Raw genomic sequence first — 15,531 nt, 5'->3', positions numbered from 1 at the left:
GCTCGGGGTGGGGCCGGTGTGCGTGTCCGGCATGGCCGGCGTCGGCGAGGTGGCCGGAGCCGTCGCACCGGATCGGTCCGGCAGGGCATGCGATGCCTGCGGCTGACGTCCGACCAGAGCCAGTGCCTGTTCGACAGCCCGCTCCTCTTCGGCCGCCCGCGCTTCCTCGGCTGCCCGCTCCTCTTCCGCCGCCCGTACCTCCTCGGCTGCCCGCTCCTCGCCTCCGTGCGCGGTCACGGCGTGCCGGGGTCGCTGCCCGCCTCCGTTTCCTCCTCCCACCGGAGCGCGAGGGCCGTGGCCTTGCGAGAGGCTTCGGCCACCGCGTCAGCCGCCGCCTCCGGGCTCTTGCCACTGCTCGCCATCGCTGCCGCGTACCCCACCAGGAAGGTGGTCAGCGGCGCGGCGGGCCGGGCGACGCCGTGCGCGGCGTCTCGGGCGAGGTCGAGCAGGGCGCCGGTGTCGACGTCGAGTTCGATGCCCAGTTCGTTCTTGACTGCGGTGATCCATTCGTCCAGCACAGTCCCATGCTCCCTGATCCGCGCCCTGGCGGCAGCAATGTCTTCCCAGGTGTCGCAGTCGAACGAGGCGAGCGGGCCGGCCTGGACGCGTGCCAGATCCAGCTCGGCCGTCAGCAACCGCAGCGGAAGACCGGCGAGGCTGCCGTATTCGGTGGCGAGAAGGGCGAGTTCACGGCGCAGCGGCTCTGCGCGGTAGACGGCGACCAGCGGCTGGTCCCGGCCGTCCGGATCGGTACAGAGAGCACCTTCCCGAGCGCCTGGATCCGCCGCGGCCAGCAGGGCGCGTACGGTCGCCTCTCCCAGGAACGGCAGATCCGCGGAGAGCACCAGAACGCTGTCCGCGTCCGTGTGCCGTACGCCCGCGCCGAGCGCGGCCAAGGGGCCTCCGCCCTCCGGCACTTCCCTTGTCCAGGTGACGGGACGCACCGTGGGCCTGCGCCCGCCCACCACCACGGTGGACCTTGCGTCGGCACAGACGGCGAGCACCCGGTCGAGCAGCGCACGGCCGCCCACGCGAAGCCCTGGCTTGTCAGCTCCCCCGAGGCGTTTCGCAGCCCCTCCGGCAAGCACGATGGCGTCATACGCGGTCATGCCCCGAGTATGCGGGCCGCCCGCCCAGGACGGTTCCCCGGGGACCGAAGTCACAAGACCCCGGACCGGGGCCGTCCACGGCGGGCCCGCTACAGCGTTCGCACCGGCTCCACTACAGCGTGCGCAACAGCACCGCGGGCTGTTCCACACAGTCGGCCACGTACCGCAGGAAGCCCCCTGCGGTGCCGCCGTCACAGACCCGGTGATCGAAGGTGAGCGAGAGCTGGACGACTTGGCGGACCGCCAGTTCGCCCTCGTACACCCACGGTTTGGGCATGATCCGGCCGACTCCGAGCATCGCCGCCTCCGGGTGGTTGATGATCGGCGTCGACCCGTCGACACCGAACACGCCGTAGTTGTTCAGCGTGAATGTGCCGCCGGTGAGCTGCGCCGGGGTCAGCTTCCCGTCCCGGGCCGCCTGGGTCAGCCGGGCGATCTCCGCTCCGATCGACTCGGCGTTCCGCGTGTGCGCGTCCCGGACGACCGGAACGACCAGGCCCCGCTCCGTCTGGGCCGCGAAGCCCAGGTGGACTCCGGGCAGCCGCACGATCTCCCGGGCGTCGGCGTCAACCGTCGAGTTGAGCTCGGGGAACCGCGCCAGAGCCGCCGTGCAGATACGCGCCAGCAGGGCGAGCACCGACACCTTCGGCCCTGCGGCGGAACCGCCGGCCGCGTTCATCGCGGCTCGGGCCGCCATCAGCTCGGTGGCATCGGCGTCGACCCAGCATGTGGCATCGGGAATCTCCCGCCGACTGCGCGACAGCTTCTCCGCGACCGCGCCCCTGACCCCGCGCAGCGGGATCCGCTCGGCCGACGGGGCCGGCTCCGGCGCGGCCGCGGGGGCTGCGCCGGCAGCGGGCTCCTCGCCCGCGGCCTTGATCGCGCACTCCACATCGGTGCGCAGAATCAGTCCGTCCCGTCCCGTACCGGCGACATGCCGGAGATCCAGACCGTGCTGCCGCGCCAGCTTCCGGACCAGTGGGGAGATGACGGCGACAGGGCCCTGCGCCTCCGCGAGGCTGAGGGCCGATGCCTCAGCCGGGACAAGTGCCGCAGACGGGCCCGGAACAGCTGTCGTGGCCTGAGCCTCAGGTGCGACCCGCGCCGCGGTTGCTACGGGTGCCGTAGCTGCTGAGACCGGTGCCGGTGCTGGGACCGGTGCCGGTGCTGAGGCCGGCGACGCAGGCGTGGCCGAGATCGCAGCGGGCCTGACCCTGCGTCTGCGCGCCGCGGGTGCACCCGTGCCGTAACCGACCAGCACGTTGCCGGACGACTCGTCCTGCGCACCGCCGCCCGCGGACTCGCCGGAAGCCGCGGGCCCCGTCACCGGCTCCGCCGATCCGACCGCCACCGTCAGCAATGGCGCGCCGACCGGGAGCTCCGCACCCTCCTCGCCGAACCGCGCCGTCACCACGCCCCCGTAAGGGCAGGGGACCTCCACCATTGCCTTGGCCGTCTCGACCTCGACGACGGGCTGGTCCACGGCGACGACGTCGCCGACCTCCACCAGCCAGCGCACGATCTCGGCCTCGGTCAGCCCCTCGCCCAGATCCGGCAGCTTGAATTCGAGCACCTTCGCCATCAGCTCTCGGCCTCCCACTGAAGACGGGCGACCGCGTCGAGCACACGGTCCACACCCGGCAGATGGTGCCGCTCCTGCATCGGCGGCGGATAGGGAATGTCGAAACCGGCGACGCGCAGGACCGGTGCCTCCAGATGGTGGAAACACCGCTCCGTGACCCGCGCCGCGATCTCACCGCCCGGACCGCCGAAACCGGAGGACTCATGGACGACCACCGCGCGCCCCGTGCGGCGGACCGACGCGGCGACGGTCTCGTCATCGAAGGGCACCAGCGAGCGCAGGTCGACCACTTCGAGGTCCCATCCCTCGGCCGTCGCCGCCTCGGCTGCCTCCAGGCACACCGGAAGCGACGGTCCGTAGGTGATCAAGGTCGCGCTGCGTCCGGGGCGCCGGATCACGGCCCGCCCGATGGGTTCGACCGGGGCCGGCGCATCCGGCGACCAGTCGGCCTTGGACCAGTAGAGCCGCTTCGGTTCCAGGAAGACCACCGGGTCGTCGGAGGCGATCGACTCCCTCAGCAGCCCGTACGCGTCGTCGACCGTGGCCGGCATCACCACATGAAGGCCGGGGGTCGCCATGTAGTAGGCCTCCGAGGAGTCGCTGTGGTGTTCGACCCCGCCGATCCCGCCGCCGTAAGGCACCCGCACCGTGATCGGAAGCGGCATGGCGCCCCCTGTCCGGTTCCGCATCTTGGCGACATGGCTGATCAGCTGCTCGAACGCCGGGTACGCGAAGGCGTCGAACTGCATCTCCACTACGGGCCGCAGCCCGTACATCGCCATGCCCACGGCCGCGCCGAGGATTCCCGCCTCGGCCAGCGGTGTGTCCGTGCAGCGCTCGTCGCCGAACTCCTTCGCCAGGCCGTCGGTGACGCGGAAGACGCCACCGAGTGTGCCGACGTCCTCCCCGAGGACGTGAACCGTCGGGTCCTCCGCCATCGAGTCCCGCAACGCACGTCCGAGGGCCTGTGCCATCGTGGCCGGCCTGGCCCGGCCGGTCCGCTCACCGGCCGTCGCCGCAACGGTGCTCATCGCCCCTCCTCCGCGCCGCTCTCGTCGTGCGGACCCTGCTCGGCGTCCAGCTCGCTCCGCAGCTGTGCCGCCTGCTCCCGCAGCTGGCCGGTCTGTTCCTCGTAGACATGGGCGAACAGGTCCATCGGGTCGAGCACCGGATCGGCGTTCATCTGCTCACGCAGCCTCTCCGCCATACGCTCCGCCGCCTCCCGTACCGTCGCGATACCTTCCTCGTCCAGCAGCCCGCGCCCGGTCAGTTCCCGCTCGAGAAGTCTGATCGGATCGTGCTCGCGCCACGCCTCCACCTCGCTGTCCCCGCGGTATCGGGTGGCGTCGTCGGCGTTGGTGTGAGCCTCCATGCGGTAGGTGACGGCCTCGACGAGTGTCGGTCCCTCACCCCGCCTGGCCCGTGCCACAGCACCGCTCAGCACCTCGTGCACCGCCGCCGCGTCGTTACCGTCGACCAGGCGACCCGGCATCCCGTATCCGACGGCCTTGTGGGCGAGGGACGGCGCCGCGGTCTGCTTGGCCAGTGGCACCGAGATCGCGAAGCCGTTGTTCTGCACGAGGAACACGACCGGCGCCCGCCAGACAGCAGCGAAATTCAGCGCCTCGTGGAAGTCGCCCTCACTCGTCCCGCCGTCGCCGACCATCGCGAGGGCCACCACGTCGTCGCCCTTGAGGCGCGCCGCGTGCGCAAGGCCCACCGCATGCGGCAACTGGGTGGCGAGCGGGGTGCACAGCGGTGCGATGCGGTGCTCACGCGGGTCGTAACCGGTGTGCCGGTCCCCCCGCAGCAGCGTCAGCGCCTCGACCGGGTCAAGGCCACGGGCCACTGCGGCAAGGGTGTCGCGATAGCTGGGAAAGAGCCAGTCGCGGTCCTCCAGCACGAGCGCCGCCGCGATCTCACAGGCCTCCTGACCGGTGCTCGACGGGTACACCGCGAGCCTGCCCTGCTTGGTCAGGGCGGTGGCCTGCGCGTTGTACCGGCGACCGCGCACCAGCTCGGCATAGAGCCTCAGCAGCAGCTCAGGATCGGCGCCGGCCGCTGCGTCCGTACCGAGCACGCGGAACGGCTCGGGGTCCGGGAGCAGCGGCGCGGGGTCGGTGAGCGGCTTCCAGGCCGGGGGCGGCGTGGGCCTGTAGGCGGCTGCGCCGGGCAGCTCCTGGACCGTCATGACAAGCACCTCCTGGCATCGAGATATATCGAGGGGTGTCGAAATCCGCAGGAATGGCGGGGCGTGAGCAGGGCACGGTGTGGTGTGCCTCACCTACCGATTGTTCGGTCGTCGGCGCAATTTGGCTACAGGCACCTCCAGCCTGTGGACAAACGGTTCTCCACAGCCTGGGATAGGAGCAGGTCGTCCACAACAGGGAGGTGCGGGCCGATGACAGCTGAACAAATGGCCGAGGGAGGCGGGGACCCCGGCCGCACTCCGCCCGCACGACCGCTGGATTCCACGGACCGCGCCATCCTGCGCATCCTCCGGACGGACGGCCGAGCCTCGATACGTGCCGTCGCGGAGCGCGTCCACGTCTCGCGGGCAAACGCGTACGCCCGGATCAACAGGCTCGTCGAGGACGGCGTGATCCGCGGCTTCAGCGCACGCGTGAACCACGAAAGGGCGGGGCAGGCCGCCTCCGCCTACATCACGCTCAAGATCGTCCAGAACTCCTGGCGCACCGTGCGCGAACAGCTCCAGGCGCTCCCGGGAGCCACCCACATCGCGCTGGTCAGTGGCGACTTCGACGTGCTGCTCCTCGTGCACACCCCGGACAACCAGGCGCTGCGCGAGCTGGTCCTGACCCGGATCCAGGCCATACCGGAAGTGCTGTCCACCCGCACCCTGCTGGTGTTCGAGGAGACCGACCTCGGCCCGCGCCCGGACCGCCCGGCCGAGCTCGCCTAGCCGTCGGGTCCGGATCGGGCCGGATCAGCCGGCCCGCATCCCTTCGAAGGCCAGCTGGACGACCGTGTCTGCGAGCTGCTGCGTCTCGGAGGAACCTCCCGGCTGCGGGCGATACCACTCGACCAGCGAGTTCACCATGCCGAAGAGCAGCCGGGTCGCCAGGCGTATGTCCACGTCCGCACGCAGGTCTCCGTCCGACACGGCGGCCTTGAGCAGCTCGGACACCCGCTGATCGAATTCCCGCCGGCGCTCCAGGGCCCATCGCTCCGTCGTCGTGTTGCCGCGTACGCGCAGCAGCAGCGTCACGTACGGCAACTCCTCCATGAGCACCTCGACCGTCCGGCGCGTGACGTACTCGACCCGGGCGATCGCCCGCCCGTGTATCGCCCCGGGCTCGTCGAGAATGCCGAAGAGCCCGTCGAGCGCACGGCTCACCGCGCGCCTCAGGAGCTCTTCCTTGCCCGCCACATGGTGATAGATGGACGATTTGGAAATACCCGCCGCCTTGGACAGGTGCTCCATGGACGTGCCGTCGTAGCCCCGCTCGTTGAAGACACGGACCGCGACGGTCAGGAGTGTCTCAGGGGTGTACGTGTCCCGCTTGGCCGTGGTCATGACCGCGATCCTCCCCCATGAGTTGTCCACAGGTTTCCGGGACCCCTTGTCCCGACCGATCGTTCGGTTACTCTAACTCCGTCAGCACATCCCTGCCCGGCTCGACGAGGAGTTGGTCCGTCATGGCCGCCGAGCTTTCCCCCGAAAAGCTGTCCGAGATCCACCGCCCGACGCTCGACCAGGCCCTGGACGCGATCCGTACGCGCGCCTACTGGTCTCCGCACCCCGAGCACCCGAAGGCCTACGGCGAGGGGGGCCTCCCCGGCAGCCTCGGTGCGGCCGAGGGCAAAGCGGCGTTCGACGCCGTGCTCAACACCCGGCTGGACCTCGGCCAGCCCGGCACCGACGGCTGGACGGGCGGAGAGGTCTCGCCCTACGGGCCGGAGCTCGGCGTCGAGTATCCGCACGCGGACCCGGACATCCTGCTTCCCGCCATGAGTGCCGCCATGGGCTCCTGGCGCGCGGCGGGGCCCGAGACGAGGGCCCATGTCTGTCTCGAGATCCTCTCCCGGATCAGCGCCCGTACGCACGAGCTGGCCCACGCCGTGATGCACACCAGCGGGCAGGCGTTCGTGATGGCCTTCCAGGCGGGCGGACCACACGCCCAGGACCGCGGCCTGGAGGCAGTGGCGTACGCGTACGCGGAGCAGACGCGCACGCCGCGCAGCGCCGACTGGTCGAAGCCGCAGGGCAAGCGCGACCCGTTGCAGCTGCACAAGTCGTTCACGGCGGCCGGGCGTGGCATCTCACTGCTGATCGGCTGCAACACCTTCCCCACGTGGAACGGCTATCCCGGCCTCTTCGCCTCGCTGGCGACCGGCAATCCCGTGCTGGTCAAGCCGCACCCTCGTGCGGTCCTCCCCCTGGCGCTCACCGTCCAGCTGGCGCGCGAGGTACTGGCCGAGGCGGGCTTCGACCCCAACCTCGTCGCCCTGGCGGCGGAGCGCCCCGGCGAGGGCGTCGCCAAGACGCTCGCGGTACGGCCCGAAATCAAGATCATCGACTACACGGGTTCGACCGCCTTCGGCGACTGGCTGGAGACCAACGCCCGTCAGGCGCAGGTCTACACGGAGAAGGCCGGCGTCAACACGATCGTCCTCGACTCCACCGACAACTACCGGGGCATGCTCTCCAACCTGGCCTTCTCGCTCTCCCTCTACAGCGGCCAGATGTGCACCACCCCGCAGAACCTGCTCATTCCACGCGCCGGCATCGCGACCGACGCGGGCACCAAGTCCTACGAGGACGTGGTGGCGGACCTCGCGGAGGCGGTGAGCGGACTCCTCGGCGACGACGCCCGGGCCAACGGACTGCTCGGCGCCCTCGTGAACCCGGACGTGAAGGCCCGGCTGGAAGGAGCCGCGGCCCTGGGCGACGTCGCGCTCGCCTCGCGGCCGGTGGCCAACCCCGACTTCCCCGACGCCGTGGTCCGCACGCCCGTTCTCGTGAAGCTCGACGGGACGAAGCCCGACGACGGGGCGCCCTACCTTTCGGAGTGCTTCGGCCCGGTCTCGTTCGCGGTCGCCGTCGACTCGACCGGTGACGCGCTGGACCTGCTGCGCCGCACGGTCCGCGAGAAGGGCGCGATGACCGTCGGCGCGTACACCACCTCTCCCGAGGTGGAACGTGCGGTGGAGGACGTCTGCTTCGACGAGTCGGCTCAGCTCTCCCTGAATCTCACCGGCGGGGTTTTCGTCAACCAGACAGCGGCCTTCTCCGACTTCCACGGTTCGGGAGGCAACCCGGCGGCCAACGCGGCTCTCTGCGACGGGGCCTTCGTGTCCAACCGCTTCCGGGTGGTGGAGGTCCGCCGCCAGGCCTGATCAAGGCCCTTGCGCACGAGGCCCGGCCGGGGGGCGATCCATGGGGCGTCCGGTGGAGCGGAGAACCGCTCCACCGGTCAGCCGCCGCGCGGGTCCGGAATGTCCGCGTAGCGCTGCACCCAGGCGTGCATGGCGATGGCGGCCGCAGCGCCGGCGTTGATCGACCGCGTCGAGCCGAACTGAGCGATCGAGCACGTCATCGCGGCGTGCTTGCGTGCTTCCTCCGTAAGCCCCGGCCCCTCCTGCCCGAACAGCAGCACACACCGCCGCGGCAGCTCCGTCCGCTCCAGCGGCACGGCCCCCGGAAGGTTGTCGATCCCGATGATCGGCAGCCCCTCGGCCTCCGCCCAGGCGGTCAGGTCCGCCGTATCCGGGTGGTGCCGCACATGCTGATAGCGGTCGGTGACCATGGCACCCCGCCGGTTCCAGCGACGCCGCCCCACGATGTGGATCTCCTTCGCGAGGAAGGCGTTGGCGGTGCGCACCACCGAACCGATGTTGAAGTCATGGCCCCAGTTCTCCACAGCCACGTGGAAGTCGTGCCGCCGCAGGTCGAGATCGGCGACGATCGCCTCCCGCGTCCAGTACCGGTAGGCGTCGCCCACATTGCGCCGGTCACCGTGAGCGAGGAGTTCGGGATCGTAGCGCTCCCCCTCGGGCCAGGGCAGCGGGTGCGGCCCGACACCGATCACGGCGCCGTACCCGTCGTCGTACTGGATCGGTTCCGCCGAAGGATCGGGCGTGGCCGCCGCGTCCGCGGACGGATCAGGCGCGGCTGCCGCCCGGGGCTCTTCTGTACTGCCGGTCTCGCTGGTCACCCGACGAGCGTATGGCCACTGCCACCGCCGCCGCGCGGGGCCTCCTCGACGTCCGGCACCGCCCGCCGCTGCCCGGGGAGCCGGAGCCTGCCTGCCGCCCGGGAGAACAGACGTTGCCGGACGTGCCAGACCCTCTCTCCCAGCCACACCAGAAAGACCGTCGGCAGGAAGACGGCGTCCGCGGCGATCATCGCCATGGAGAAGAAGGGCAGCCCCAGCAGCAAGGCGATCCCGGCGTGCTCACCGATCATGAGGACCAGCAGGACGTTCTTGACCCGCCGGTTGAACAGCGTGAACGGGAAGGCGACCTGCACGATGACCGTGGCGTACGTCAGCACCATCACCGCCAGGGCGCTGGAGGCGAGCAGGCCCGAGAGCCCCGGCCACGGGGCGAAGTAGTCCAGCTTGAGCGGGTAGTAGATCGCGGTGCCGTCCTGCCAGCGGGAACCCTGGATCTTGTACCACCCGGCAGTCGCGTAGACGAGACAGACCTCGGCCATGATGACGAGAAGAGCGGCATTGTGGGCCAGATTGGCCAGCACGTCGAAGAGCGCGCGCAGCTCATGGCCCGGTGCGTACCGGCTCAGGACCCACCAGGCACCGTTCCCCAGCCACAGCACCCACAGGAGGGACGGCATCCACCATGTGCCGCCGAAGCCGCCTATGAGGGTGGCGGGCAGGAGGACACAGCCGAGCAGCGCCCACAGGACCGGACCGGCGACGTCACGGGCGGGCGGGCCTGCCTGCGCGCGGCAAACGGCGCTCCGAGACAGACGGCGCGCGTCCAGGGACCAGACCCGCGCGCAGCGCGTCAGCACCAGATAGACCGCCATCAGGTGGATGACGTTGTCGCCGCCGTCGCCCATGAAGATGCTGCGGTTCTGCAGGGAGAGCACCCCGGCCATGAAAAGAACGGATGTGGCCCGTGTCCGCCAGCCGGTCATCAGCAGCGCGGCCGATACCAGGGTGATCGCGTACACGGCCTCGAACCAGATCGTGCTGTCCGACCACATCAGGACGGTGAACGAGCCGTTGTTGGCGATGAGGCGGTGCGCCATGTCCCAACTCCACGGCCCCTCGGGGCCGTACAGCTCGTGACGGTGGGGCAGCTCGCGCAGCAGGAACAGCAGGTAGGTGGCGGATACGCCGATCCGGACGACCGCGCTCTGGTAGGCGCCGAGGGGCGAGGCGGTGACGCGCTGGACGGCGCGGGCGAGCGAACGGCCGACGGCGCCGGTGCTCTCACGGACCGGGACGGGGGCACTCATTTCTCCGCCTTCCGGAGCTGCGAAGCCTGATCGGCCGAGGCCGCCCCGGGAAGGTCCGCCGGAGCGACGGTCCACCACGGGAGCTCTCTGTACTCCGCATTGGTGCTGATCTTCTCGTCGCTCCACTCCGGTGCCGCGACGGAGCGCACCGCGGACCGGACCTGGATGCGCTCGACCGCTCCGCCGTAGCCGTGTTCGGCGAGGCGCACCATGACGATGCGGCGGATGTAACGCTCGGACAGCTCGCCGCGCAGGCCGTTGGGGCGGTTCTCGCTGTCGTGGGAGCCGGTGTAGAAGTCCCAGGCACGGCGCAGCTCGTTCTGGTCGACATGGCTGGGGAGGACGTTTCCGCGTATCGCCTCGCCGTCCTCACGCGAGAGATTGATCCAGCGTGTGATGCTGCTGCCGTCCGCGCCGTTGTCCTCCAACTCCGCCCGCACGTGCACGGAGATGTTCTGCTGAAGAGGGTTGGGGGCGAAGAGTTTCCAGTTCTGCTCGAACTCGGGGAAGACCCAGTCGTCGACCACATCGCCGTGCTGCTTCGTCAGCGTGTTGGACGGCGCGACGTGGAGAAAGATCATGGCTACGTGTGCGAAGGCCAGCAGCCCTATCAGGGATACCGCGATCGCCGCGGCGACCTGGTACGGAGGGGAGAGTGCGGCCATACCGCCGTCCGGACGGCGTCCGGCGGGCGCGGGGGCCGTGTCCGTCTGCGCCGCGGCGACCGGTCGGGAGCGATCCGCCGCCTCCGGTATCCCCGCAGGTTCGGACTCCGGGTCCTGATCCGCTTCCGGGACGTTGGTCACGCCGGGCCGGACGAGCTTCTTTTCGCTTCCGGTGCGCCCACCGTGGTCCGCATCCATCCTGCCCCGATCACCGTCGATCACCACTCAGTTATCCACAGGGTTGACACCCTACGGGCCTCCGGCTCACCATTGAAGCCAAGGAACCGAACGATCGGTCGGTAGGGAGCCCGGGATGGCGGCAGTGACTGCGGACCAGACGACGCAGGGGACAGCAGGCACGGCGGAGGAAGCGGAAGCGGCCCACCTGGCAACATTCGACGCCGCAGTGGCGGCGGACGACCGGATCGAGCCCCGCGACTGGATGCCCGAGGCGTACCGGGCTTCACTGGTCCGCCAGATGGCCCAGCACGCCCATTCCGAGATCATCGGCATGCAGCCCGAGGCCAACTGGATCTCAAGGGCGCCCTCGCTGCGCCGCAAGGCCATCCTGATGGCGAAGGTGCAGGACGAGGCCGGACACGGCCTCTACCTGTACAGCGCGGCGGAGACGCTCGGCACCAGCCGCGAGGAGCTCCTCGACAAACTGCACGCCGGTCGGCAGCGCTATTCCTCCATCTTCAACTACCCCACGCTGACCTGGGCGGACGTGGGAGCGATCGGCTGGCTCGTCGACGGCGCCGCCATCACCAACCAGGTACCGCTCTGCCGCTGCTCCTACGGCCCGTACGCGAGGGCGATGGTCCGCATCTGCAAGGAGGAGTCCTTCCACCAGCGCCAGGGTTACGAGCTGCTGCTGGCCCTCAGCCACGGCACCCCCGCCCAGCACGAAATGGCACAGGACGCGGTGAACCGCTGGTGGTGGCCGTCCCTGATGATGTTCGGTCCGCCGGACGACGCCTCGGCGCACTCGGCGCAGTCGATGGCCTGGAAGATCAAGCGGCACTCCAACGACGAGCTGCGCCGGCGCTTCGTCGACATCTGCGTCCCGCAAGCGCAGGTGCTGGGCCTCAGCCTTCCCGACCCCGACATCCGGTGGAACGAGAAGCTCGGACAGCACGACTACGGAGCGATCGACTGGACGGAATTCCAGGAGGTCCTCAAGGGCAACGGCCCCTGCAACGAACAACGGCTGACCCAGCGCCGCAAGGCCCACGAAGAAGGCGCCTGGGTCCGCGACGCGGCAGCGGCGTACGCAGACAAGCACTCGGCACGGCCCGGCACAGCCGGAGCAGCCGCCCAGCCCGTGGAGGCGACCGCATGAGCAGCTCGACCGACTGGCCCCTGTGGGAGGTGTTCGTGCGTTCCCGGCGCGGGCTGTCCCACACCCATGCGGGCAGTCTGCACGCGCCGGACGCCGAGATGGCCCTGCGCAACGCCCGCGATCTGTACACGCGCCGCTCGGAAGGAGTCTCCCTCTGGGTGGTTCCCTCGACGGAGATCACCGCCTCCTCGCCGGACGAGAAGGACTCCTTCTTCGAACCCGCCGGTGACAAGCCCTATCGCCACCCCACGTTCTACGAGATCCCGGAAGGGGTGAAGCACCTGTGACCGCGGCTCTCGCCCTGGGCGACGACGCGCTGGTGCTCTCGCACCGGCTGGGTGAGTGGGCGGGCCACGCCCCCGTGCTGGAGGAGGAGGTGGCTCTTGCCAACATCGCCCTGGACCTGCTGGGACAGGCCAGGATGCTGCTCTCGTTCGTGGGGGACGAGGATCAGCTGGCCTACCTCCGTGAGGAGCGGGCCTTCCGCAACGTTCAACTGGTCGAGCAGCCGAACGGCGACTTCGCCCACACCATGGCTCGCCAGCTCTACTTCTCCGTCTACCAGCATCTGCTGTACGAGGAGCTGGCCGCCGGCGAGGGCGAGTTCGCGGATCTCGCCGCCAAGGCCGTCAAAGAAGTCGCCTATCACCGGGACCACGCGGAGCAGTGGGTCCTGCGGCTCGGTGACGGCACCGCGGAAAGCCATGAGCGCATGCAGCTCGGGCTGGACGCGCTGTGGCGGTTCACCGGCGAGCTGTTCGAGCCCGTCGGTGGAGTCGACATCGACCGGAGCGCCCTGAGCGACCGCTGGCTCGCCGCGGTCACCTCCGTGGTGGAGCGGGCCACCCTGACAGTCCCGTCGGGGCCTCAGTCCGGTGCCTGGGCGGCCGGAGCGGGCCGGCAGGGCCTGCACACGGAACCTTTCGGACGGATGCTCGCAGAGATGCAGCACCTCCACCGCAGCCACCCGGGGGCGTCGTGGTGACCACCGAGACCCCGCTGGAAGCGGAGCTCCATCGGCTGGCCGGCTCCGTGCCCGATCCCGAGCTCCCGGTCCTCACTCTGGACGAACTCGGTGTGCTCCGCGGAGTGCGGGTGGACGGGCCGGACAAGGTCACGGTGCGTCTCACGCCCACATACACAGGCTGCCCCGCCATCGAGGCCATGTCCGCCGACATCGAGCGTGTGCTGCTCGACCACGGTGTAGCCGAGGTGTCCGTGGTCACGGTCCTGGCCCCGGCTTGGTCGACGGACAACATCAGCGACGAAGGGCGCCGAAAGCTCGCCGAGTTCGGCATAGCGCCACCACGTCAGGGGGGCGGCCCGGGCGGTCCGGTTCCCCTGACACTCTCGGTGCGCTGTCCGCACTGCGGATCCACGGACACGGAGCTTTTGAGCCGGTTCTCCTCCACGGCGTGCAAGGCGCTGCGCCGATGTGTGGCCTGCCGCGAACCGTTCGACCACTTCAAGGAGTTGTAGATGTTCCATCTGCTCCGGGTCAGCACGATCGAGCGGATCACGGACGACGCGGTGGCCGTCACCTTCGCCGTGCCGTCCGAACTGCGCGAGACCTTCCGCCACACTCCGGGCCAGCACCTGAATGTGCGCTACAGCGTCGGCGGCGAGGAGATCCGACGGTCGTACTCGATCTGCGCACCTGCCGCCGAGCCGCCGGGCGACCCCGTGGTTCGGGTGGGTATCCGCATGGTCGACGGGGGGGCGTTCTCGACCTACGCCCTCAAGGAGCTGGCCGTCGGGGACCAGGTGGAGAGCATGGCTCCGACGGGCCGTTTCGTCCTCGCCCCCCGCCCGGGCCATTTCGCCGCGATCGTCGGCGGCAGTGGCATAACGCCGGTGCTGTCGATGGCATCGACACTGCTGGCACGGGAGCCCCTGGCGCGCTTCTGTCTGATCCGCAGCGACCGGACGGCCTCGTCGACGATGTTCCTCGACGAGGTGGCGGAACTCAAGGACTGCTATCCGGACCGTTTCCAGCTGGTGACGGCGCTGTCCCGGGAGGAACAGGCAGCCGGACTCCCCTCGGGTCGGCTGGACCAGGAGCGGCTCACCGGGCTGCTGCCCGCGTTGTTGCCGGTGCCCGACGTGGACGGCTGGTTCCTCTGCGGGCCGCTCGGCCTGGTCCGCGGGGCGGAGAGCGCGCTGCGTGCACTCGGCGCCGACCGGTCACGCATCCACCAGGAAATCTTCCACGTCGCCGACGAGGGGACAGCTGCGCCGACCGCGCCAAGCGTCGCCGTACCGACGGAGAGCCGGCTCACGGCGACCCTCGACGGGCGGTCGGGCAGCTGGCCGGTCCAGGACGGCGAATCGCTGCTGGACACAGTGCTGCGAAGCCGCTCTGACGCTCCGTATGCCTGCAAGGGAGGAGTGTGCGGGACCTGCCGGGCCTTCCTTGTCTCGGGCGAAGTGCGGATGGACCGCAATTTCGCCCTCGAACCGGATGAAACCGGGGCCGGCTTCGTCCTGGCCTGTCAGTCCCACCCCCTCACCCCCGAAGTCGAACTCGACTTCGACCGCTGACGGCCCGCACGACGCCCGCCCCGCCAGAACAACCTCGTGCCCCGTGCACGGGGCACCGTCCAGTGCCCGTGCGCGGGGCACGAGGTTCTGTACGCCGACGTGCCCCCGTCCGTGTCCGCGAACGGGCTGCATAGTCGCACGGCATCGCAGCCGCTGGCTCACGGCTGTCGCCGAGCCGAGCGGTCACGGAGGCGCGCCGGCCAGAGCCGGGGCAGAGGCCCCGGGGCAGAGGTGCACGTCAGCCGCCGAGCCTGTCCGGAGGCAGCCGCAGGGCGGCGGCCCCACAGACCGTGGCCCCCGCGCTGGAGGGCCCCGACGAACCAGGGCGGCGGCAGGGCGTCGACACCGCCCTGCCGCACACCGCAGCGGCGAAGAAGCTGTGGTGCGGGCCCTCAGAGGACGAAAGCCGCGCTCCCGTTGTCCGCGACCATCGGGCGCCCGGCGCCGTCCCAGGCCAGCATCCCGCCGTCGATGTTCACCGCGTCGATGCCCTGCTGCACCAGGTACTGGGTGACCTGAGCGGACCGGCCCCCGACACGGCACATCACATGCACGCGCCGTCCGCCGTCGGCCGCTTCGGTCAGTTCGCCGAAGCGGCCGACGAAGTCACTCATGGGAATGTGCAGAGCGCCCTCGACGTGCCCGGCTGCCCACTCGTCGTCCTCACGGACGTCCAGCACGAATCCGTCCGACGGAACCGTCGCGGCGTCCACCGAGGGCAGCGGAGCGAAATTCATGGATATGCCTTCTCTCGTACGTACGCGCCAGGGTCACCGGAACGCTACTGCACCAGCCCGGCCAGCTCGTCCTCACGCTGTGCCACATCGGCGAGAAGCTTCTCGCCG

Annotated in this window: 16 protein-coding genes and 1 pseudogene; 7 read left to right on the top strand and 10 right to left on the bottom strand. The window is 70.2% G+C overall.

The annotated features are described in order from the left end of the window. From BFF76_RS22890 to pdhA, 5 genes and pseudogenes are all read right to left on the bottom strand, one after another. A pseudogene (locus tag BFF76_RS22890) lies at positions 1–237 on the bottom strand (hypothetical protein); the annotation flags it as partial. Beyond that, entirely contained in the window at positions 234–1,109 is an 876-nt protein-coding gene (locus BFF76_RS22885; RefSeq protein WP_065848962.1) for an NTP transferase domain-containing protein, read from the bottom strand. The pseudogene BFF76_RS22890 and the gene BFF76_RS22885, both read right to left, overlap by 4 nt. A gap of 112 nt (positions 1,110–1,221) precedes the next feature. Next, positions 1,222–2,691, bottom strand: coding sequence for a dihydrolipoamide acetyltransferase family protein (locus tag BFF76_RS22880; protein WP_065848961.1), 1,470 nt, complete (start codon positions 2,689–2,691; stop codon positions 1,222–1,224). After that, the gene (locus tag BFF76_RS22875) at positions 2,691–3,722 is read right to left on the bottom strand and encodes an alpha-ketoacid dehydrogenase subunit beta (RefSeq protein ID WP_031090494.1); all 1,032 of its coding nucleotides are present in this window, start codon (positions 3,720–3,722) and stop codon (positions 2,691–2,693) included. The genes BFF76_RS22880 and BFF76_RS22875 overlap by 1 nt, the downstream gene beginning before the upstream one ends. Further along, the gene (gene pdhA, locus BFF76_RS22870; protein ID WP_031090491.1) at positions 3,719–4,882 is read right to left on the bottom strand and encodes a pyruvate dehydrogenase (acetyl-transferring) E1 component subunit alpha; all 1,164 of its coding nucleotides are present in this window, start codon (positions 4,880–4,882) and stop codon (positions 3,719–3,721) included. The genes BFF76_RS22875 and pdhA overlap by 4 nt, the downstream gene beginning before the upstream one ends. A gap of 225 nt (positions 4,883–5,107) precedes the next feature. Between pdhA and BFF76_RS22865 the strand changes: the two genes are divergently transcribed. Then, on the top strand, positions 5,108–5,614 hold the full coding sequence (locus BFF76_RS22865) for an Lrp/AsnC family transcriptional regulator (protein ID WP_031090489.1): 507 nt from the start codon (positions 5,108–5,110) through the stop codon (positions 5,612–5,614). A 24-nt stretch (positions 5,615–5,638) separates the two neighbouring features. On the opposite strand, the gene BFF76_RS22860 is transcribed toward BFF76_RS22865, so the two are convergent. Continuing rightward, on the bottom strand, positions 5,639–6,229 hold the full coding sequence (locus tag BFF76_RS22860; RefSeq protein WP_031090487.1) for a TetR/AcrR family transcriptional regulator: 591 nt from the start codon (positions 6,227–6,229) through the stop codon (positions 5,639–5,641). A 122-nt stretch (positions 6,230–6,351) separates the two neighbouring features. Here BFF76_RS22860 and paaN point away from each other — a divergent pair, with 122 nt between their 5' ends. Continuing rightward, on the top strand, positions 6,352–8,052 hold the full coding sequence (gene paaN, locus BFF76_RS22855; RefSeq protein ID WP_031090485.1) for a phenylacetic acid degradation protein PaaN: 1,701 nt from the start codon (positions 6,352–6,354) through the stop codon (positions 8,050–8,052). A 77-nt stretch (positions 8,053–8,129) separates the two neighbouring features. Here paaN and BFF76_RS22850 read toward each other — a convergent pair whose 3' ends face one another. From BFF76_RS22850 to BFF76_RS22840, 3 genes are read right to left on the bottom strand one after another with little or no spacing between them, the layout of a single operon-like run. After that, on the bottom strand, positions 8,130–8,870 hold the full coding sequence (locus BFF76_RS22850) for a TrmH family RNA methyltransferase (RefSeq protein ID WP_031090483.1): 741 nt from the start codon (positions 8,868–8,870) through the stop codon (positions 8,130–8,132). Then, on the bottom strand, positions 8,867–10,138 hold the full coding sequence (locus BFF76_RS22845; RefSeq protein WP_065848960.1) for an HTTM domain-containing protein: 1,272 nt from the start codon (positions 10,136–10,138) through the stop codon (positions 8,867–8,869). Before BFF76_RS22845 ends, BFF76_RS22850 begins: the two co-directional genes overlap by 4 nt. Next, entirely contained in the window at positions 10,135–11,001 is an 867-nt protein-coding gene (locus BFF76_RS22840; RefSeq protein WP_107418473.1) for a DUF5819 family protein, read from the bottom strand. The genes BFF76_RS22845 and BFF76_RS22840 overlap by 4 nt, the downstream gene beginning before the upstream one ends. Before the next feature lie 115 nt (positions 11,002–11,116). Between BFF76_RS22840 and paaA the strand changes: the two genes are divergently transcribed. Genes paaA through BFF76_RS22815 form a run of 5 tightly spaced genes read left to right on the top strand, consistent with a single transcriptional unit; the run spans position 11,117 to position 14,686 of the window. Further along, a complete protein-coding gene (gene paaA, locus BFF76_RS22835; RefSeq protein ID WP_065848958.1) occupies positions 11,117–12,145 on the top strand; it encodes a 1,2-phenylacetyl-CoA epoxidase subunit PaaA in 1,029 nt (342 codons plus the stop codon). After that, the gene (gene paaB / locus BFF76_RS22830) at positions 12,142–12,432 is read left to right on the top strand and encodes a 1,2-phenylacetyl-CoA epoxidase subunit PaaB (protein ID WP_031090474.1); all 291 of its coding nucleotides are present in this window, start codon (positions 12,142–12,144) and stop codon (positions 12,430–12,432) included. Before paaA ends, paaB begins: the two co-directional genes overlap by 4 nt. Continuing rightward, entirely contained in the window at positions 12,429–13,130 is a 702-nt protein-coding gene (gene paaC, locus BFF76_RS22825) for a 1,2-phenylacetyl-CoA epoxidase subunit PaaC (RefSeq protein ID WP_031090471.1), read from the top strand. The genes paaB and paaC overlap by 4 nt, the downstream gene beginning before the upstream one ends. Next, on the top strand, positions 13,127–13,624 hold the full coding sequence (gene paaD, locus BFF76_RS22820; protein ID WP_065848963.1) for a 1,2-phenylacetyl-CoA epoxidase subunit PaaD: 498 nt from the start codon (positions 13,127–13,129) through the stop codon (positions 13,622–13,624). The genes paaC and paaD overlap by 4 nt, the downstream gene beginning before the upstream one ends. Beyond that, positions 13,625–14,686, top strand: coding sequence for a 2Fe-2S iron-sulfur cluster-binding protein (locus BFF76_RS22815; protein WP_065848957.1), 1,062 nt, complete (start codon positions 13,625–13,627; stop codon positions 14,684–14,686). It abuts the gene before it with no gap. A 392-nt stretch (positions 14,687–15,078) separates the two neighbouring features. Here the strand turns inward: BFF76_RS22815 and BFF76_RS22810 are convergent, their stop codons facing one another. Then, positions 15,079–15,423 carry a rhodanese-like domain-containing protein gene (locus BFF76_RS22810; protein WP_031090465.1) on the bottom strand — a complete coding sequence of 115 codons (345 nt, stop codon included), beginning with the start codon at positions 15,421–15,423 and terminating at the stop codon, positions 15,079–15,081. Positions 15,424–15,531 lie beyond the last annotated feature (108 nt).

The sequence above is a fragment of the Streptomyces mutomycini genome, from assembly GCF_001700505.1.
GTDB lineage: Bacteria > Actinomycetota > Actinomycetes > Streptomycetales > Streptomycetaceae > Streptomyces > Streptomyces mutomycini.
Note: the sequence above shows the minus strand (reverse complement) of the source record. Positions and strands in the feature narration are given on the sequence as shown.